Below are 20,120 nucleotides of genomic sequence, written 5' to 3'. Positions count from 1 at the left end.
GGACGGTGAGCACGTCGAGGAGCAACCGGGTCAAGGCGGCGATCGGCACGGTCAGCCTGACCGGTGCGGCGATGGGCTTCATGTCCGGCTGCGCCGTCGGAGGTGAGGAGCAGGAGGCCGAGCGGGTCTACTGCGTCGACGAGCAGGACCAGGTCGTCGACGAGGAGCAGTGCGAGGAGGCCGAGCGCAACGGCGGCTTCGTCGGCGGCGTGCCCTTCTTCTTCCTGCTGGGTGGCTTCGGCGGCAACCGGTACTCGGTCGGGCAGACCATCCCGCAGCAGTACACCGGCGCAGCGACCCGGGTGAACCCCTCCGACACCACGGCCCGGTCCCGGGCCGGGCTGCCCGGCAGCGGCCGGGTCACCTCAGGCACCCGGATCTCCGGCGGCATCGGCACGGGTGGAGGCCGGGTCGGGAGCGGGAGCGTCGGCTCGTGAGACGGCTCTACGGCACGGCTCGGCGCGGCTGGGAGGCCGAGATCGAGAGCCAGGGGCTGGTCTACAACAAGACCACCGTCCCGGGCGGTGAGACCCGCTCGTACTGGCGCGAGGACGTCTTCTACGACTTCACCGCCGCCCAGATCGACCACCTGGCCGACGTCACCGACCAGCTCTTCGCCGCCTGCGTGGAGGCCGGTGACGTCGCGCTGGCCGACGAGCGGCTGCTGGACCGGATGCGGATCCCGCGCGACGCCCGGGAGGTCATCAAGGCCACCTGGGACGCCGAGCCGCCCAGCGTCTACGGCCGCTTCGACCTGTGGTGGGACGGCGAGGGCGCCGTCCGGCTGCTGGAGTTCAACGCCGACACCCCCACCTCGCTGGTCGAGGCCGCGGTCGTGCAGTGGGCCTGGCACCTGGAGACCGGCCAGGGCCGGGACCAGTGGAACCAGCTCGACGACCGGCTGGTGGACGCCTGGCGGCGCAACCTTTCCCGCTGGGAGGCCGAGCACGGCCGCCGTCCCCGGGTGCACCTGGCCTGGACCGACGGCGACCGTAGCGGTGAGGACTGGATGACGGTGGCCTACCTCGCCGACACCGTCCAGCGGGCCGGCTACGAGACGGTGGTGCTCACCACCGAGGAGCTGGCCCTGGACACCGGCGACGCCCGGTTCTACGACCCCAAGGGCAACCTGATCGACGTCGTCTTCAAGCTCTACCCCTGGGAGTGGCTGCTCGACGACGCCTACGGCCCCTCGGTGATCGCCGACCTGTGGACCCCCGACGGCACGACCTGGATCGAGCCGATCTGGAAGATGCTGTGGTCGAACAAGGGGCTGCTGCCGGTGCTCTGGCAGCGCTACGCCGACGACCCGGTGATCTCCAAGCACCTGCTGCCCGCCTACTTCGCCGACGACCCGCGGGCCGCCGAGCTGGAGCGGACCGGGTACGCCCGCAAGCCGATCTACGGCCGGGAGGGCAACAACGTCGAGCTCTTCGCCCCCGGCGGCGCGCCGCTGGCCTCGCAGGGCGGGAAGTACGGCGCGGAGGGCTGGGTCGTGCAGCAGCTCTGCGCACTCCCGGACTTCGCCGGCCCGGACGGCCCGCACCACCCGGTGCTCGGCGCCTGGGTGGTCGACGGCGAGGCCGCGGGCCTGGGGATCCGGGAGTCCGACGGCCTGATCACCGACGACCTGTCCTTCTTCGTGCCGCACACCATCGACTACCGCCGCCCGCCCAACACCACCTGGTCGGCCTGACGCCCGCGTTGATCATCGGCGTTCGGCGGCTCCGCCCGGCGTGTCGAGCCGCCACATGACGATGATCAACGGCTGAGGGCGGCCGCGGCGGGGAGCCAGTCGATGCGGCCGCCGTGGGCGGCGGTGTAGGCCAACGGCTCGCCGTCCAGGGCCAGCAGGAAGCGGGTCTCGGCCGGGTCCGGGGGTTCGGGCAGCCGGTCGCGGACGGCGGGCAGCACGCCCACTCCCTCCTGGGAGACCCAGCGCACCGGCAGCCCGGCGACCAGCTCGGTGAACGCCTCCTTCCCCGTCGCCGGCAGGTAGGCCAACACCGCGGTGTGGAAGACGACGACGGTGGCCTCGGTCGGCATCGCGGCGGCCAACCCGGGCAGCTCCTCGACCAGGTCGCCGCGCCGGATCTCGGCCGGCTCCCGGGCGGCGATCGCGGCGGCGGCGGCGAGCCGGTCGCGCCGCTCGTCCATGCCCGGCCAGATCAACGCCTGCAGCCAGGCGACGTCGTCCGGATCGGCCGGGTCCAGCGGGTTCAGGTCGATGCCCGCCCGCCGCACCACCTGCGGCACCGACGCAGGCACCGGGCCGCGACCCGAGACAGTGCACCGCAGCTGCACGGGGCTCGAGGCCGGCCCCACCCGGACGCCGTCGGAGTACTCGTAGCCGTACCGGTCCGGGTAGAGGCACAGTCCGGCCGACGCGCCCACCTCGATCAGTGCCAGCGGTCCCGGCAGGCCGGCCAGCACCGGCAGCAGCGCCGCGCAGCGGGCCGCCTCGTTGGTCTGGGTCGCCCGGGCCAACATCGTCGCCCGCAGCCGGTCGGCGTCGCCGGTGACCCGCTCGTGCAGCTGGGCGCCGTCGGCCGGCGGGCCGCCGTGCAGGTACTGCAAGGCCCCCAGCAGCAGGTTGGCCTGCCGCTTGGGCGTCGGCAGGGTGCCGAGGAAGGCGAGCACCTCGGCGTCCTCGGCCACCGCGGCGGCGAGCTCGGCGTACCGCGGGGACACCGGCGCGGCCTCGACCTCGGCGAACCACCGGTAGTGGTCGGCGAGGTCGGTCAGCTCCTCGTCCAGCGACCTCATGTGGTGGTGGTCAGGTCGCGGGGAGCGGTGGCGAAGCGGGCCAGGTCGTCGCGGGTCGGCTCCACCAGCACGCGGCCGTCCGGGGTGAGCACGACCGGGGCGGTCGCCTCCTCGGCGCCGATCTCGGCGAGCAGCCGGGCGGCCGCGGCGTCCTCGGCCGGGTCCAGCCAGGTGTGCGGCACGCCGTCCTCGGCCAGCTGAGCGCGCAGCTCCGCGCTGGCCGGCCAGCGCCGGTCGCCGACCACCCGCAGCCCGCTGGCCTGCCCGATGAGCATCGCCCGGCGGAGCAGGAAGGAGCGGGTGATGACGTCGGCCAGCCCGCGGTCGCGGGTGAAGGCGGTGCGCAGCTGCTCCAGGCTGAGCACCAAGACCTCGCCGTCCTCGGCGGCGACCAGCGACCGCACCGGCCGCTGCCCGGCCAGCATGTTCAGCCCGCCCAGGAACCGGCCCGGTCCGTGGGCGCCCACGACCCGCTTGCCGCCGTCCGTCCCGCCGTCCAGCGGTCCCTCGATCACCGCCACGGTGCCGGAGAGGACCACGAAGAAGTCGAACTCCGCCTGACCCGAGCGCAGCAGCACCTGACCGCGGGTGGTGCTCAGCCGGCGACCGATCCGGCGCAGCACGGCGATGTGCGCGTCGGACAGGCGCGGGGAGGAGCCGTCGTCCGGGCTCTCGGCGAGCCGCTCCCCGGGCAGCACGCTGATCGCCGGCAGCTGGGCGGCCGGCGAGAAGATGACCGACGGCCGCGACGGCGCGACCAGCGTCGTCGCCGGCAGCAGCCCACCGTGCCCGGGCCCCCGCGGGTCGGAGGCGACCAGCGCGGCGGCGAGCGCCTCCGTGGTGGTCGGCCCGTCGTGCCCGACGCCGTTGACGAAGAACGTCGGGGTGCCCTCCACCCCGCTGGCCTCGGCACCCGCGACGTCGGCGCGGACCCGGCCGGCGTACACGCCGTTGCCCAGCTCCTCGGCGAAGCGGCCGAGGTCGAGCCCGAGCGCGGCGGCGTGGTCGAGCAGCTGGTCGGCCTCCAACTGGTCCTGGTGGGCGAACAGCCGGTCGTGCATCGCCCAGAAGGCCCCCTGCTCGCCGGCGGCCTCGGTGGCCTCGGCGGCGAGCTCGGCGTGCGGGTGGACATCGGGCAGCGGCAGGTGCCGGAACACGTAGCGCAGGTCGTCACCGAACCGGCGGCGCAGCTCCTCGACCACCCCGGTCGCCCGGCCGCAGAACGGGCACTCGACGTCGCCGTACTCGACCAGGGTCAGCGGCGCGTCGACCCGGCCGCGGAGGTGGTCGACGTCGGGGTCGACCGGCGGGTCCAGCTGCCGGGGCCCGGTCCGGGCCACCTGGGGCGACCGCCGCCCGAGCACCCAGAACCAGACCGCGCCCAGCACCGCGGCGACGACGCCCGCGGCCAGGACACCGACCATGGCCTCCTCGCGCAGCACCTCGTCGTCGAAGGCCAGGTCGGCGACGAACAGCGAGACGGTGAAGCCCAGGCCGGACAGCGCGGCACCGCCCCACACGCTGGCCAGCGTCACGCCGGGCGGCAGCGAGCCCATCCCGAACCGGACGGCGAGCGTGGAGGCCAGCCCGATGCCGACGAACTTGCCGACGACCAGGCCCACGAAGACGCCGACGGTGACCGGGGAGGTCAGCGCGCGGCCCAGGAGCTCGGAGTCGAACTGCACCCCCGCGTTGGCCAGCGCGAACACCGGGACGACGACGTACCCGCTCCACGGCACCAGCAGCGCGCCGATCCGCTCGTTCGGCGAGATCGCCCGCTCCACCGACAGCTTCGCCCGCCGGGCCAGCGCGACGTCGGGGGCCTGCCGGAAGGCGCGGGCCAGGGTGCCCGCCGACTCGACCTCGTCCCGGCGGGGCGTGTAGGCGCTGACCAGCAGGCCCAGCACCACGCCGCCGATGGTGGCGTGCACCCCCGAGGCGTGCATGGCCAGCCACATGACCACGCCGACGGCGAAGTAGGCCGGCCCGCGCCACACCTTGAGCCGGGTGAGCAGCCCGAAGGCGACCACGCAGAGCGCGGCGACGCCGAGGGCGACCAGGTCGATGTCCTCGGAGTAGAAGATCGCGATCACGGTGAGCGCGCCGATGTCGTCGACGACCGAGAGGGAGAGCAGGAACACCCGCAGCTGGGTAGGACAGCGGGAGCCGACCAGCGCGAGGGCGCCGAGGACGAAGGCGGTGTCGGTGGCCATCGGGATGCCCCAGCCGTGCGCCCCGGGGCCGCCGGCGTTGATCGCGAGGTAGAGGCCCGCGGGCACGACCAGACCGGCGACCGCGCCGAGCGCGGGCACCGAGAGCCGGCTGCGCTGGGTCAGCTCCCCCATCGACAGCTCGCGCCGCACCTCCATGCCGATGAGGAAGAAGAAGAACACCATCAGGCCGTCGTTGACCCAGTGCCGCAGGTCCATGGCGACCGCCATGGAGCCCAGCTCCAGACTGAGCTCGGTGTGCCAGACCCGCTCGTAGGAGTCGCCCCAGGGGGAGTTGGCCCACAGCAGCGCGGCCAGGGTGCCGGCGACCAGCAGCGCGGCGCTGGACGCCTCGGTCTGCAGGAACCGGCGGGCCGGGGTGGACAGCTGGGCGAGCAGGTGACCGGTCCGGGAGGCGCGGCTCGAGGTGCGGGACGGGGAGGTCACGCGGTCTTCCTACCGCGCCGATGTGACGGCACGGAATCCTGCGCAGGACCGGGGCGGATCGCCCGGGCCCCGGAGGCGGGGACGGCGGACGTGCACGACCCTCCTCCGGTGGGCACGTCGTGCCGCAGGACCCCGCCGGAGCATCGTGCGGGAGACGGAGCAACGGGAGGACGAGATGACGCGCAGCGGGGACCTCGAGGGCACGGTCGCGGTGGTCACCGGGGCGGCGCGGGGCATCGGCCGGGCGATCGCCCTGGAACTGGCCGCGGCCGGCGCCGACGTCGGCCTGGGCCTCCGGGACGTCACGGCCGACGGCGGGGTCGCCGCGGAGATCACCGCGCTCGGCCGCCGGGTGGTCGCCGTCCCGATGGACGTCACCGACCTGGCGCAGAGCCGGGCCGGGATCGACCAGGTGGCCGAGGAGCTCGGGTCGGTCGACGTGCTGGTCAACAACGCCGGCGGCGGGGTGATGGCCTCGGCGCTGGAGCTGACCGAGGCGGACTTCGACGCGGTCTGGTCCCGCAACACCCGCTCGACGTTCTTCCTCGCCCAGCACGCCGCCCGGCACATGGCGCGCACCGGCGGCGGGGCGATCGTCAACGTCGCCTCGCAGGCCGGCCTGGTCGCGCTGCCCGGCGAGTCCGCCTACTGCACCGCCAAGGCGGCGGTCATCCACCTCACCCGCTGCCTGGCCGTCGAGTGGGGGGAACTGGGCATCCGGGTCAACGCGGTGGCGCCGACGTTCGTCGCGACGCCGGGCACCGAGCCGGCGCTGTCGGACCCGGCCTTCCGCGCCGACGTCGTCGACCGGATCGCCGCGCTGCACCGGATCGGCCGTCCGGAGGAGGTCGCCACCGCGGTCGCCTTCCTCGCCTCCCCCGCGGCCTCGCTGGTCACCGGCCACACGCTGACCGTGGACGGCGGCTGGACCGCCCGCTGAGGAAGGGCCCCGTCCTCCTCACCCCTCGCGAGCTCGGGGCGAGCCGCTGGACGGGGCCTGACCGAGGACGACGAGGAGGTCGCCGCCCTCGACCTGCTGGACGGCGCTGATCGCCACCCGGGAGACCGTGCCGGCGCGGGGGGCGGTGATCGCGGCCTCCATCTTCATCGCCTCGATGGTGGCCAGCTGCGCGCCCGCCTCGACGGTGTCGCCCTCGGCGACGGACAGGCTGACCACCCCGGCGAACGGCGCCGCGACCTGGCCCGGGTCGCTGCGGTCGGCCTTCTCGGTGGGCGGCACCTCCGACGTGACGGACCGGTCCCGCACCGACACCGGGCGGAGCTGGCCGTTCAGCGTGCACATCACCGTGCGCATCCCCCGCTCGTCGGCGTCGGAGATCGCCTCGATCGCGATGAGCAGCCGCACCCCGGGCTCCAGGTCGACCGAGTGCTCGACGCCGGACCGCAGGCCGTAGAGGAACTCCTTGCTGGGCAGCACCGAGGTGTCGCCGTAGGTGTCCCGGTGTTCCCGGAACTCCTTCGTCGGGCCGGGGAAGAGCAGCCGGTTCAGCGTCGGCCGCGGCGCCTCCGCCAGTCCCGCCAGGTCCTCCTCCGAGAGCTCCGCCGGCGGCTCCGCCGGGCGCCGGCCCTCCAGCGCGCGCGAACGGAAGGGCTCCGGCCAGCCACCGGGCGGGTCGCCCAGCTCGCCACGGAGGAACCCGACGACGGAGTCGGGCAGGTCGAAGCGGCCCGGGTCGGCGGCGAACTCCTCGACGTCCACCCCGGCGCCGACCAGCTGCAGTGCCAGGTCACCGACGACCTTGGACGACGGGGTCACCTTCACCAGCCGGCCGAGCAGCCGGTCGGCCGCGGCGTACATCGCCTCGACCTCCTCGAACCGCTGGCCCAGGCCCAGGGCGATCGCCTGCTGGCGCAGGTTGGACAGCTGCCCGCCGGGGATCTCGTGGGTGTAGACCCGCCCGGTCGGCGCCGGCAGCCCGGACTCGAAGGGTGCGTAGACCCGGCGGACCGCCTCCCAGTAGGGCTCCAGGTCGTTGACCGCGCGCAGGTCCAGGCCGGTGGCCCGCTCGGTGTGGTCGGTGGCGGCGACGATGCTGCTCAGCGCCGGCTGCGACGTCGTCCCGGCCAGCGCCGCGCTGGCGCCGTCCACGGCGTCGACGCCGGCCTGCCAGGCGGCCATCAGGGTGGCCAGCTGCCCGCCGGGGGTGTCGTGGGTGTGCAGGTGCACCGGCAGGTCGAACCGCTCGCGCAGCGCGCTGACCAGGGTGGCGGCCGCCGGCGGGCGGAGCAGCCCGGCCATGTCCTTGATCGCCAGCACGTGCGCGCCGGCCTGCACGATCTGCTCGGCCAGCCGCAGGTAGTAGTCGAGGTCGTAGAGGCGTTCGGACGGGTCGGAGAGGTCGGCGGTGTAGCAGAGCGCGACCTCGGCGACCGCCGTCCCGGTCTCCCGGACGGCGTCGATCGCCGGGCGCATCTGGTCGACGTCGTTGAGCGCGTCGAACACCCGGAACACGTCGATGCCGGTGCGGGCGGCCTCGGCGACGAACGTCGTCGTCACCTGCTCGGGGTAGGGGGTGTAGCCCACGGTGTTGCGACCGCGCAGCAGCATCTGCAGGCAGATGTTGGGCACCGCCTCCCGCAGCGCGGCCAGCCGCTCCCACGGGTCCTCGTGCAGGAACCGCAGCGCGACGTCGTAGGTCGCCCCGCCCCAGGCCTCGATGCTGAGCAGCTGCGGGGTCGCCCGGGCCACGTGCCCGGCGACGGCCAGCAGGTCCTTGGTGCGCACCCGGGTGGCCAGCAGCGACTGGTGGGCGTCCCGGAAGGTGGTGTCGGTGACCGCGAGGGCCCTGCTCGCACGCAGGTCGGCGGCGAACCGCTCCGGGCCCAGCTCGCGCAGCCGGTCCCGGGAGCCGTCCAGCGGGTGCAGGCCGAGATCCAGCTTCGGGAGCTTCTGCACCGGGTCGACCAGGTGCGGGCGCTCCCCGTGCGGGGCGTTGACCGTGACGTCGGCCAGGTAGGTGAGCATCTTGGTGCCCCGGTCGGCGGAGCTGCGCGCGGTGAGCAGCTCGGGCCGCTGCTCGATGAACGACGTGGTCACCCGGCCGGCCCGGAACTCCGGGTCGTCCAGCACCGCCTGCAGAAACGGGATGTTCGTCGACACCCCGCGGATCCGGAACTCGGCCACCGCCCGGCGGGCCCGGGCCACCGCGATGTCCCAGGTGCGGCCCCGGCAGGTCAGCTTGACCAGCATCGAGTCGAAGTGGGCGCCGACCTCGGCGCCCAGCGTCGCCGCGCCGTCCAGCCGCACGCCGGCGCCGCCGGGTGAGCGGTAGGCGGTGATCCGGCCGGTGTCCGGGCGGAAGCCGTTGGCCGGGTCCTCGGTGGTGATCCGGGTCTGCAGCGCCGCCCCGCGCAGCACGATCGACTCCTGGGTCAGCCCCAGGTCGGTGAGGGTCTCCCCCGCCGCGATCCGCAGCTGGCTGCCCACCAGGTCGACGTCGGTGACCTCCTCGGTGACCGTGTGCTCCACCTGGATCCGCGGGTTCATCTCGATGAACACGTGCCGACCCTCACGGTCGACCAGGAACTCCACCGTGCCCGCGCAGCTGTAGCCGATCTGCCGGGCGAAGGCGACCGCGTCGGCGCAGATCCGCTCCCGCAGGCCCGGGTCCAGGTTCGGTGCGGGGGCGATCTCGATGACCTTCTGGTGGCGCCGCTGCACCGAGCAGTCCCGCTCGTACAGGTGGATCACGTCCCCCTGCCCGTCGGCGAGGATCTGCACCTCGATGTGCCGGGGGTCGACCACCGCCTGCTCGAGGAACACCGTCGCGTCGCCGAACGCCGACTCCGCCTCCCGCATGGCGGCCTCGGTCGCGCTGCGCAGCTGGGCCCGGTCGTCGACCCGGCGCATGCCGCGACCGCCACCGCCGGCGACGGCCTTGACGAACACCGGGCCGGTGATCGCATCCGCGGCGGCCAGCAGCGTCTCGACGTCGTCGCTGGGCTCGGTGCCCTGCAGCACGGGCAGCCCGGCGGCCCGGGCGGCGGCGATCGCCCGGGACTTGTCCCCGGTCAGCGTCAGCACCTCCGCCGACGGGCCGACGAAGGTGATCCCCGCCTGCGCGCAGGCCTCGGCCAGGTCCGGGTTCTCCGACAGGAAGCCGTACCCGGGATAGACGGCGTCGGCGCCGGCCCGCTGCGCGGCCCGGACGATCTCGGCGACGTCCAGGTACGCCCGCACCGGATGCCCGGGCTCACCGATCTCATAGCTCTCGTCGGCCTTCAGCCGGTGCACGGAGTTCCGGTCCTCGTGCGGGAAGACCGCGACCGTGCCCGCGCCCAGCTCGTAGGCGGCACGGAACGCCCGGACGGCGATCTCCCCGCGGTTGGCGACCAGGACCTTCTGGAACACGGGCGCGTCCTCTCGGCTCGCGGGGAGCCGGCGCCGACCCTCCCTCGTGCCGCCCGACCGTAGCGGGGCACAAGGCCGCGCAGCGTTTCCGTTGCGCACGACGTGCTTGCCCCGCAGCCTCCCGGGTAGCCCCTCGGTCGTGACTGCTGACACCACGGCCGACGACCTCACCTCCGCCCGCGCGATGAGGGAGGTCGTGCTCGTCACCGGCGCCTCCAGCGGCATCGGCCGGGCCAGCGCGATCGAGTTCGCCCGCCGCGGCGCCTCCCTCGTGCTGGTGTCCCGCAGCGCCAGCACGCTCGCCGACGCCGCCGCCGACTGCCGGGCCGCCGGGGCGACCGCCGTCGAGTGCGTGCCGGCCGACGTCCTGGACGCCGCCGCGGTCCGGTCCGCCGTCGACCGCGCCACCGGCACCTTCGGCCGGCTGGACGTCGTCGTCCACGCGGCCACCGTGATGGCCTACGGCCGGGTCGAGGACCTGGACCCCGCCGTCTTCCAGCGCGTCGTCGACACCGCGATCCAGGGGACGTTCCACGTCTTCCAGGCCGCCCTGCCGGTCGTCCGGGACCAGGGCCGCGGCCACGTCGTCGTCGTCAGCTCGCTGCTGGCCTCGATCACCGCGCCGACGATGGGCGCCTACGTGGCCGCCAAGTGGGGCCAGCTCGGCCTGATCCGCACCCTGCAGCAGGAGCTGCGCGAGCTGCCCGACGTGCACGTCTCCGCGGTCGCCCCGGGCGGGACGACGACGCCGATCTACGGCCAGGCGGCCACCGTGCTGGGCAACACCGGGCACCCGCCGCCGCCGGTCTACACCCCGGAGCGGGTCGCCCGGGCGGTGCTGGCCCAGGTCGCCAAGCCGCGCCGGCTCCAGCAGTCCGGGATCGCCAACCCGGTCATCATCGCCGGGTTCCGGCTCTTCCCGCCGGTGTTCGACGCGCTGGTCGGCCCACTGCTCAAGGTCTTCGGCATGGCCCGCGACTCGGTGGCCCCGACGACCGGCAACGTCTTCGCGCCGGTGCCGGAGAAGGAGGCGACGCGGGGCCGCTTCCGCGGCATCTGACTCCCCCGCCCCCCTCCGACCGGCGGCGAGTGCGCAGTTGCGGTCGTCGACACGCGCGGACCCGCCGGGGCCGGCGACCGGTACTGCTCACCCGGCGTCGGCGGGACGTCGGGGAGGATGGCCCGGTGACCTCCCTCCGCACCGCCTTCTCCGCCGAGGTCACCGCCGCCGCCTCCCGGCTGGCCGGCGTCGCCGAGCGGACCCCGCTGCAGCGCAACGCCCGGCTCTCCGAGCTCACCGGCGCCGCCGTGTGGGTCAAGCGCGAGGACCTGCAGGTCGGCCGCTCGTACAAGGTGCGCGGCGCCTACAACACGATCAGCCAGCTGGACGCCGCCGGCCGGGCCGCCGGCGCGGTCACCGCCAGCGCCGGCAACCACGGCCAGGGCGTGGCGTACGCCTGCCGGGTGCTCGGCGTCCGGGGCCGGGTCGTCGTCCCCGGGACGACGCCGCGGCAGAAGCGGCAGCGGATCGCCGCGCTCGGCGGGGACATGGTCGAGCTCGTCGTCCACGGCGACACCTACGACGACGCGGCCGCCGCCGCCGCCGAGCACGCCACGATGACCGGGGCCACCCTGGTGCCCGCCTTCGACGCGCTGTCGACCGTCGCCGGCCAGGCCACCGTGGCGATGGAGCTGCTCAGCCAGCTGGACGCGCCGCCCGACGTCGTCGTCCTGCCGGTCGGCGGGGGTGGGCTGCTGGCAGGCTGTGGCACCTGGCTGCGCGAGCAGGTCCCCGGCGTCCGGCTGGTGGGGGTCGAGCCGGCCGGTGCGGCGAACATGGCCGCCGCCCTGGCCGCCGGCCGGCCGGTCGAGCTCGCCGAGATCGACACCTTCGTCGACGGCGCCTCGGTGCGCCGGGCCGGCGACGTGACCTTCCCGCTGGTGCGTGACTCGGGTGCGGAGCTGGTGACGGTGCCCGAGGGGCAGGTCTGCACCGAGATGCTCGACCTGTACCAGGTCGACGGGGTGATCGCCGAGCCCGCCGGGGCCCTGGCCAGCGCCGCGCTCACCGGCGGGTCGGTCGTCGTCGAGCCCGGTCAGACCGTCGTCACCCTGCTGTCCGGCGGCAACAACGACGTGAGTCGGTACGCCGAGGTGGTCGAGCGCTCCCTCGTGCACCGGGGGCTCAAGCACTACTTCCTGGTCGAGTTCCCGCAGGAGCCCGGGGCGCTGCGCCGGTTCCTCGACGAGGTGCTCGGCCCGGACGACGACATCGTGCTGTTCGAGTACGTCAAGCGGGACAACCGGGAGACCGGGGCGGCGCTGACCGGCATCGAGCTGGGCAGCGTGGCCGGCCTGGCCCCGTTGCTGGCCCGGATCGAGGCGGGCCCGCTGAAGATCCAGCACCTGGCCCCCGGCACGACCGCCTACCGCTTCCTCGTCTAGCCCCGTCCCGCGCACGCCCGCAGCACTGTGCGCCAAGTGCCCGACCCGGCCGGGAAGCGGGCACTCAGCGCACGGTGCTCACGGGACGGCCGGCGGTCGCCGGCCGTCCCCGACCGTCACGGCTCGACGGTCACCTTGATCGCCTCGCCGTTCTGCACGATGGAGAAGGCGTCGAGCACCCGCTCCAGCGGGATGTGCTCGGTGATGAGGTCCTTGACCGGCACCTGACCGGTGGAGATGTACTCCAGCGCGCGCTTGTTGTGCTCGGGCGCGGAGCCGTTCGCGCCGTGGATGTGCAGCTGGCGGTAGTGCACCACGTTGGAGTCGCAGGTGATCGTGGGGTTCGTCTTCGGCAGACCGCCGAAGAAGGAGATGCGCCCGTTGCGGGCGGCCATCGCGATGGCCTGCTCCTGGGTCACGTTCGCCGCGGTCGCGGTGATGATGACGTCGGCGCCCCGCCCGCCGGTGAGCTCCATGACCCGGGCGACGACGTCGACCTCGGCGCCGTTGATCACCTCGTCGGGCTGGACCGCGTCGGCGGACATCTTCAGCCGCTGGGCGTTGACGTCGACCAGGATGACCTTCCCGACCTTGTGCACCCCGCGGGCGATGCGGATGTGCATGCACCCGATCGGACCAGCGCCGAAGACGACGAGGGTGTCGCCCTCCTCGATGCCGAGCAGTTCCTGGGCGTTGATGGCGCAGGCGAACGGCTCGGCGGCGGACGCCTCGTCGTAGCCGACGTTGTCCGGGATCCGGTTGAGGCCGTCCACCTTGAGCACCTGCTCCGGGACGATCATGTACTCGGCGAACCCGCCGTCGTACTGGTAGCCGACGGAGGTCTGGTTCTCGCAGACCGCCATCCAGCCCTTCGTGCACTCGTGGCAGTGCCCGCACGGCACCGCCGCGATGACCTGCACCCGGTCACCCGGCGCCCAGCTGCTGCCGTGGGTGGCGTTGACGTCGGCGCCGACCTCCACGACCTCGCCGGCGATCTCGTGCCCGATGGTGCGCGGCGGCGTCAGGTTCTGGTGGCCGTTGTGGAGGATCTTGACGTCGGTGCCGCAGGTCGAGGTGTTCTTGACCTTGATCTTGACCTCGCCCGGGCCGCACTCGGGCTCCGGGACGTCCTCGAGCCGTACGTCCTCGGGGGCGTAGAACCGCAACGCCTTCATGTCGTCCTCCGGGGTGCTGTGTCGATGAGTGACGCCGTCCGGCGCCCGGGCCCACAGGCGGGATGTCGCCGATCACTGTAGGACGACGACCCCACGTCCGGTTGGGTGGATCTCCCTGCGTTCGTGTTGGTTTCACCCCCTTGACCAGCGCCACGCGGGCACGTATACAGACATACGCAGATTCGGGTGACCGCCATCACACGAGCGCCCGCTCCGTCTACCCGCCCGAACGACCCCTGTCGATCGCGGTTGCAGATCCAGCCCAGGAGGGTCCTTCATGGCCACGACCACCCGTCCAGCGCGCTCGGGAGGGATGCGACTGCACGTCCAGCGGTTCGGCACCTTCCTGTCGAACATGGTGCTGCCCAACATCGGTGCGTTCATCGCCTGGGGCCTGATCACCGCGCTGTTCATCGAGACCGGCTGGATCACCACCATCGGCGACGCGCTCGGCTACAGCGGGGGCTACGGCTTCGTCGAGGACCTCGGCGCCTGGGGTTCCGGCGCCGAGGGCACCGGGATCGTCGGCCCGATGATCACCTACCTGCTGCCGCTGCTCATCGGCTACACCGGCGGCCGGATGATGTACGACGACAACCTCCGCGGCGGCGTCGTCGGCGCGATCGCCACCATGGGCGCCATCACCGGTGCCAGCGTGCCGATGTTCCTGGGCGCCATGGTGATGGGCCCGCTCGGCGGCTGGTCGATGAAGAAGCTCGACGCACTGTGGGCGCACAAGATCCGCCCCGGCTTCGAGATGCTGGTCAACAACTTCTCCGCCGGCATCTGGGGCGGGTTCCTGGCCGTCGTCGGCTTCGTGGTGGCCGGCCCGTTCGTGCAGGCCTTCAGCAACCTGGCGTCCAACGTCGTCGACGTCCTGGTGGAGAGCAACCTGCTCCCGCTGACCTCGATCTTCATCGAGCCGGCCAAGGTCCTGTTCCTGAACAACGCGATCAACCAGGGCATCCTGACCCCGCTGGGCACCACCGAGGCCGCCGAGGTCGGTCAGTCGATCCTGTTCCTGCTCGAGGCCAACCCCGGCCCGGGGCTGGGCCTGCTGCTCGCCTTCGCCGTCTTCGGCCGCGGTGCCGCCAAGGCCTCGGCCCCCGGCGCGATCCTCATCCAGTTCATCGGCGGCATCCACGAGATCTACTTCCCCTACGTGCTGGCCAAGCCGAAGCTGATCGCCGCGGTGATCCTCGGCGGCATGGCCGGCGTGGCCACCAACCTGCTCTTCGGCTCGGGCCTGCGCTCGCCGGCCTCCCCCGGCTCGATCATCGCCGTCTGGGCGGCCTCCCCGCCGAGCAGCCTGCTCGGCGTCACCGCCTCGGTGCTGATCGCCGCCGCCGTCTCCTTCGTCGTCGCCGCCTTCCTGCTCAAGCTGGACAAGGACGACGACGGCGACCTGACCGCGGCCACCGCGGCGATGGAGGCCAACAAGGGCAAGAAGTCCTCGGTCTCCTCGGCCCTGACCGGGGCGCGCACCGCCCGCAGCGAGCGCCCGATCCGCTCCATCGTGTTCGCCTGCGACGCCGGCATGGGCTCCTCCGCCATGGGCGCCTCGGTGCTCCGCAAGAAGGTGCACGGCGCCGGCTTCGACGACGTCACCGTGGTGAACAAGGCCATCTCCAACCTGACCGACGACTACGACCTCGTCGTCACCCACGAGGACCTGACCGACCGGGCCGAGCAGCGCACCGGGTCTGCGGTGCACGTGTCGGTGTCGGACTTCATGTCCAGCCCGCGCTACGACGAGATCGTCGAGATGCTGAAGCGGACCAACGCCGCGCCCACGGCCGAGGAGGCCACCGCCGCCGCAGCCCCCGACGGTGCCGCCGTCCCCGGGCGCCAGGCCACCGCACCCGCTGCCGACGGCGGTCTCGCCCGGCTGACCGGCGACGGGAACGGTGACGGCAGCGACGTGCTCGCCATCGAGAGCATCGTGCTGGACGGCTCGGCCACCACCCGGGACGAGGCGATCACCGAGGCCGGCGAGCTGCTGGTCGCGGCCGGCGCTGTCGACCCCGCGTACGTGCAGGCCATGCACGAGCGGGAGACCTCGGTGTCGACCTACATGGGCAACCGTCTGGCGCTGCCGCACGGCACGAACGAGGCCAAGCCGGCGATCCGGCGCACCGCGATCTCCTTCGTGCGCCACCCCCGCGGTGTCGACTGGAACGGCAAGGAGGTCTCGTTCGTGATCGGCGTCGCCGGTGCCGGCGACGACCACCTCAAGCTGCTCGGCCGGATCGCGGAGGTCTTCGTCGACCCCGAGCAGGTCGCCCGCCTGGAGGCGGCACAGAGCCCGGCCGACGTCCTGGCCGTGCTCGGTTCGCTGCAGCCCGCGTAGGCCCGGCGTCCACGACGGCCCCGGCCGACCCACCCGGGTCGGCCGGGGCCGTCGTGCGTCTCAGCCCGAGCAGAGGTGCGTTCTCAGCGGGAGTAACGGACGGCGGCGCGGGCCCGGGCCTGCGCGGCGAGCACCTCGCGGTCCTTGGGCGGGGCGGTGGTGACCAGGTCGGCGAGCAGGTGCTCGGTGGCGTGCGCGATCTCCTCGACCGCCCGGTCGAACGCCGCCTGGTTCGCCTGCGAGGGCTTGGCCGACCCGCTGACCTTGCGCACGTACTGCAGCGCCGCCGCGCGGACCTCGTCGGAGGTGGTGGCGGGCTCCAGGTTGTGCAGGACATGGATGTTCCGACACATGCCCCGCACCCTAGGGGCAGAAATGGCCATTTCTGCCCCCCATGCCGCGCGCGCGGACGGCGGACGGCGTCGAGTGACAGCCCAGCGGGCTGACCGGCGGAGCCATGCCCCGTTCAGCTGTCACTCGACGCGGCGGACCCAGGGCCCAGGAGCCGGGGCCTCTCCGCGCGTGGCCCTGGCGTCGAGTGACAGCTCAGGGGGCTCTCCCGGGGGCCGATCCCCCGCTCAGCTGTCACTCGGCGCGGCCGGGAGCCCCGTCAGGGGGTGACGGTGGTGGTGGGGGCGCCGCCGCGGGCGAGGGCCCGGCTGATCACCAGCCGCTGGATCTGGTTGGTGCCCTCGAAGATCTGCATGACCTTCGCCTCGCGCATGTACCGCTCCACCGGGAAGTCGCGGGTGTAGCCGTACCCGCCCAGCACCTGGACGGCGTCGGTGGTCACCTTCATCGCGTTGTCGGTGGCCACCAGCTTGGCGATCGAGGCCTGCTGACCGTAGGGCTGGCCGGCGTCGCGCAGCCGGGCCGCGGACAGGTAGGTCGCCCGCGCGGTCTCGACGGCGGCGGCCATGTCGGCGAGCAGGAAGCCCAGCCCCTGGTGCTCGATGATCGGCTTGCCGAAGGTCTCCCGCTCCTGCGCGTAGGCGACCGCGTCGTCCAGCGCGCCCTGGGCCAGGCCGGTGGCGACGGCGGCGATCCCCAGTCGGCCGGCGTCCAGCCCGGCGAGGGCGATCGACAGCCCCTCGCCCTCCTCGCCCAGCCGGCGGTCGGCGTCGACGCGCACGCCCTCGAACCGCATGGTCGCCGTGGTCGAGCCGGTGAGCCCCATCTTGCGCTCGGCGGTGTCCGCGGACAGCCCCTCGCTGTCGGCGGGCACCAGGAAGCAGGAGATGCCGCGCGCGCCGTCGTCGGAGGTGCGGGCCATGACCTTGTAGAAGTCCGCGTGCCCACCGTGGGTGGTCCAGGCCTTCTCCCCGGTGAGGACGTATGCACCTTTCCCACCCACCCCGCCGTCCCGGACGGCGCGGGTGCGCATCGCCGCCGGGTCGGAGCCGGCGTGCGGCTCGGACAGGCAGTACGCGCCGAGCTGCTCGCCGCCGAGCATCTCCGGGAGCCACTCCTGCTGGGCGGGCGTGCCCCGGGTGGCCAGCCCGAAGCAGGACAGCCCGTGCACGCTCACCCCGACGCCGACGCTGGCCCACGCGGCGGCGATCTCCTCGAGCACCTGCAGGTAGACCTCGTAGGGCTGCCCGCCGCCGCCCAGCTCCTCGGCGTAGGGCAGGCCCAGCAGCCCGGCCCGGCCCAGGGTGCGGAAGACGTCGCGGGGGAACTCCTCGGCCGCCTCCGCCGCCGCGGCCCGCGGCGCGAGCTCGTCCCGGGCCAGCTGGCGGGTCAGGTCGAGCAGGTCGGCGGCCTCCTGGGTGGGGACCAGACGACGAACGGGCACAGCGCACCTCCGGGGGCGGTCCGGGGCAGCGTCGTCCCGAACGCGTGGCAGTACCGGGGACGGTACGCAGTGCCGGGACGACGCCGCCGCCAGCACCGGACGGCGCGGGTGGGGCACGGCCAGGCGAGGTCGGCGACGACCGGGGAGTGGGTGCTCGGGCCCTGGTCGCCCTCCACGCCCCGCACCGGACGCAGCCCGTGCACCAGGGCGGCGTCGACCCGGGCGGGCCCCGGGTCGCCCCCGGCCGGGTGACCACCGCCCGGTGAGCCGATCCGGCCGGCCGGCTGGGTCGGCGTCGTCACGCCACGCCCGGGGACCCGCGGATAAGGTGAGCCTCACCAATTCCAGCCGGACACCGGCTGACCGCCGTCCCCAGGAGTCGCTCGTGGCGCACCGCACGGCCACTCCGCCCGCCGGGGAGGTGGCCTCCCCGGTCCAGCGGCGCGGTCTGCTGCAGGGCATGGCCCCGCGGGTGCTGGGGCTGTGGTTGCTGCTGGCCCTCGTCGTGGCGGTGTGCGCGCTGAGCATCGCCGTCGGCACCCGGCCGATCGGGCTCGGCACGGTGTGGCAGGCGCTGGTCGACCCGAGCACCCCCGGCGACGAGACCGTGATCATCCGCGAGCTGCGGGTGCCGCGGACCCTGCTCGGCCTGCTCGCCGGCTCGGCCCTGGCCGTCTCCGGGGCGCTGATGCAGGGCCACACCCGCAACCCGCTCGGCGATCCCGGCCTGCTCGGCGTCACCGCCGGCGCCTCCTTCGCCGTCGTCCTCTCGATCTGGCTGCTCGGCATCACCACCGCCGGCGGGTACGTCTGGTTCGCCTTCGTCGGCGCACTGCTGGGCAGCGTCGCGGTCTTCCTGATCGGCTCGGCCGGCCGCGGGGCGCCCAGCCCGGTGAGCCTGGCCCTCGCCGGGTCGGCGATCACCTACCTGCTCTACGCCCTGGTGCAGGCGATCACGATCCGCGAGACCACCGCCCTGGACGCCTACCGGTTCTGGGTCGTCGGCGCACTGGCCGGGCGGGACGCCGAGGTCGTCGTCCAGGTCGCGCCCTTCGTCGTGGCCGGCCTGGTGCTCGCCCTGGTCAACGCGCCCGCCCTGAACCTGCTCGGACTGGGCGAGGACGTCGCCCGGGGGCTGGGCCAGCGGGTCTGGCTGGCCCGGGTGGTCGGGCTGGCCGCGATCACCCTGCTCACCGGGGCCGCCACCGCTGCCTGCGGCCCGATCGTCTTCGTCGGGCTCGTCGTGCCGCACGTCGCCCGGGCGATCACCGGCCCCGACCACCGCTGGCTGATCCCCTACTCGGCGCTGCTCGGTGTGGTGTTCCTGCTGCTCGCCGACGTGCTGGGCCGGGTCCTCGCCCGACCGGGCGAGCTGCAGGTCGGCATCGTGCTGGCCGTCGTCGGCGCACCGTTCTTCATCGCATTGATCCGCCGCCGCCGGCTGGTGCAGCTGTGAGCACCACGGCCACCGCCACGGCGCCCACCCGGGCCACCGCCCCCCGGTCCCGCCCCCGCCGGCCGCTGCGGGTCGGTCGCGTCTCCACCACCTACCGGCTGCGCGACGTCCTGGTGCCGATCGCGGTCCTCGTGGTCCTGGTGCTGGCCGCCGCGGCCAGTCTCGGCCGCGGCGACTACCCGATCGGCGTGGTCGACGTGCTCGGCACCCTGGTCGGGCTGGGTGACGAGACGCAGCGGCTGATCGTGCTGGAGCTGCGCGCGCCGCGGATCGCGGTCGCCGTGCTCGTCGGGGTGGCCCTCGGCCTGTCCGGTGCTCTCGTCCAGACCTTCGCCCGCAACCCGCTCGCCAGCCCCGACATCCTCGGCGTCACCGGTGGGGCGGCGATCGGCGCGGTGAGCGTGATCGTGCTGGGCGGCACCGGCACCACCGCGGCCGGGTTGCTCGGCGGGCTCGGCGTCCCTGCCGCGGCCCTGCTGGGCGGCATGGTCGTGGCCTTCCTGGTCTTCGGGCTCGCCTGGCGGTCGGGGGTCGACGGCTACCGGCTGGTGCTGATCGGCATCGGGTTGTCCGCGATGGCCCAGGCGGTCGTCAACTACCTGCTCACCCGCAGCGCCATCTGGGACGCCGCCGCCGCCAACGTGTGGATCACCGGGTCGCTCAACGGGCGGGGCTGGGAGCAGGCGCTGCCCCTCGCCCTCGCGCTGCTGGTGCTGCTCCCCGCGGCCCTCGCGCTGAGCCGGGTGCTCAACGTCCTGCAGTTCGGGGACGAGACGGCGCGGGCGCTCGGGGTGCGGGTGCCGCTGGCCCAGGGCGTCGTCGTCGTGGTCGCCGTCTGCCTGGCCGCCTTCGCCGTCGCGGCGGCCGGGCCGATCCAGTTCGTCGCCCTCGTCGTCCCGCAGATCGCCGTCCGGCTGACCGGCGGGTCACGCCCGCCGCTGCTCACCTCGGCGCTGCTGGGTGCGCTGCTGCTGGTCAGCAGCGACCTGGTCGCCCGCACCGCACTGCCCGAGTCGTTCCCGGTCGGCGTGATCACCGCGATCGTCGGCGCGCCGTACCTGCTCTGGCTCCTCGTCCGCGGAAGGCGGCGATCCACCCTGTGAC

Annotated in this window: 14 protein-coding genes; 8 read left to right on the top strand and 6 right to left on the bottom strand. The window is 74.0% G+C overall.

Annotated elements, in window-relative coordinates; genetic code table 11:
• Positions 1–5 precede the first annotated feature (5 nt).
• Complete coding sequence (locus FB380_RS25905; RefSeq protein ID WP_166754591.1) at positions 6–437, top strand: hypothetical protein; 432 nt, start codon at positions 6–8, stop codon at positions 435–437.
• Positions 434–1,696, top strand: coding sequence for a glutathionylspermidine synthase family protein (locus FB380_RS07885; RefSeq protein WP_166754590.1), 1,263 nt, complete (start codon positions 434–436; stop codon positions 1,694–1,696). Before FB380_RS25905 ends, FB380_RS07885 begins: the two co-directional genes overlap by 4 nt.
• 65 nt (positions 1,697–1,761) lie before the next feature.
• Here the strand turns inward: FB380_RS07885 and FB380_RS07880 are convergent, their stop codons facing one another.
• Positions 1,762–2,766 carry a DUF2332 domain-containing protein gene (locus FB380_RS07880; protein WP_166754589.1) on the bottom strand — a complete coding sequence of 335 codons (1,005 nt, stop codon included), beginning with the start codon at positions 2,764–2,766 and terminating at the stop codon, positions 1,762–1,764.
• On the bottom strand, positions 2,763–5,423 hold the full coding sequence (nhaA, locus tag FB380_RS07875; RefSeq protein WP_166754588.1) for a Na+/H+ antiporter NhaA: 2,661 nt from the start codon (positions 5,421–5,423) through the stop codon (positions 2,763–2,765). The genes FB380_RS07880 and nhaA overlap by 4 nt, the downstream gene beginning before the upstream one ends.
• Positions 5,424–5,598: 175 nt before the next feature.
• On the opposite strand from nhaA, the gene FB380_RS07870 reads away from it, so the two are divergent.
• Positions 5,599–6,363, top strand: a complete 765-nt coding sequence (locus tag FB380_RS07870; protein ID WP_166754587.1) for an SDR family NAD(P)-dependent oxidoreductase — start codon at positions 5,599–5,601, stop codon at positions 6,361–6,363.
• A gap of 18 nt (positions 6,364–6,381) precedes the next feature.
• Here the strand turns inward: FB380_RS07870 and FB380_RS07865 are convergent, their stop codons facing one another.
• Complete coding sequence (locus FB380_RS07865) at positions 6,382–9,795, bottom strand: pyruvate carboxylase (protein WP_166754586.1); 3,414 nt, start codon at positions 9,793–9,795, stop codon at positions 6,382–6,384.
• 139 nt (positions 9,796–9,934) lie between these two features.
• Here FB380_RS07865 and FB380_RS07860 point away from each other — a divergent pair, with 139 nt between their 5' ends.
• Positions 9,935–10,855: an SDR family NAD(P)-dependent oxidoreductase gene (locus FB380_RS07860; protein ID WP_229681806.1), complete on the top strand. Its 921-nt coding sequence runs from the start codon at positions 9,935–9,937 to the stop codon at positions 10,853–10,855.
• A gap of 125 nt (positions 10,856–10,980) precedes the next feature.
• Positions 10,981–12,240, top strand: a complete 1,260-nt coding sequence (ilvA, locus tag FB380_RS07855) for a threonine ammonia-lyase IlvA (protein WP_166754585.1) — start codon at positions 10,981–10,983, stop codon at positions 12,238–12,240.
• Positions 12,241–12,356: 116 nt separating this feature from the next.
• Here the strand turns inward: ilvA and FB380_RS07850 are convergent, their stop codons facing one another.
• A complete protein-coding gene (locus tag FB380_RS07850) occupies positions 12,357–13,415 on the bottom strand; it encodes a zinc-dependent dehydrogenase (protein ID WP_166754584.1) in 1,059 nt (352 codons plus the stop codon).
• Positions 13,416–13,728: 313 nt separating this feature from the next.
• Here FB380_RS07850 and FB380_RS07845 point away from each other — a divergent pair, with 313 nt between their 5' ends.
• The gene (locus FB380_RS07845; RefSeq protein WP_229681805.1) at positions 13,729–15,765 is read left to right on the top strand and encodes a PTS mannitol transporter subunit IICBA; all 2,037 of its coding nucleotides are present in this window, start codon (positions 13,729–13,731) and stop codon (positions 15,763–15,765) included.
• Positions 15,766–15,848: 83 nt separating this feature from the next.
• Here FB380_RS07845 and FB380_RS07840 read toward each other — a convergent pair whose 3' ends face one another.
• Together FB380_RS07840 and FB380_RS07835 are read right to left on the bottom strand one after the other, a co-directional pair.
• Entirely contained in the window at positions 15,849–16,118 is a 270-nt protein-coding gene (locus tag FB380_RS07840) for a DUF2277 domain-containing protein (RefSeq protein WP_166754582.1), read from the bottom strand.
• A 257-nt stretch (positions 16,119–16,375) separates the two neighbouring features.
• Positions 16,376–17,560 (bottom strand): acyl-CoA dehydrogenase family protein, encoded by a 1,185-nt coding sequence (locus tag FB380_RS07835; protein ID WP_166754581.1) that lies wholly within the window; start codon positions 17,558–17,560, stop codon positions 16,376–16,378.
• A gap of 385 nt (positions 17,561–17,945) precedes the next feature.
• Here FB380_RS07835 and FB380_RS07830 point away from each other — a divergent pair, with 385 nt between their 5' ends.
• Positions 17,946–19,016 (top strand): FecCD family ABC transporter permease, encoded by a 1,071-nt coding sequence (locus FB380_RS07830; RefSeq protein WP_229681804.1) that lies wholly within the window; start codon positions 17,946–17,948, stop codon positions 19,014–19,016.
• Positions 19,013–20,119, top strand: a complete 1,107-nt coding sequence (locus FB380_RS07825; protein WP_166754580.1) for a FecCD family ABC transporter permease — start codon at positions 19,013–19,015, stop codon at positions 20,117–20,119. Before FB380_RS07830 ends, FB380_RS07825 begins: the two co-directional genes overlap by 4 nt.
• Position 20,120: the final 1 nt, after the last annotated feature.

The sequence above is a fragment of the Modestobacter marinus genome (assembly GCF_011758655.1).
Lineage (GTDB): Bacteria > Actinomycetota > Actinomycetes > Mycobacteriales > Geodermatophilaceae > Modestobacter > Modestobacter marinus.
This window is presented reverse-complemented; position numbering and strand designations above follow the sequence as displayed.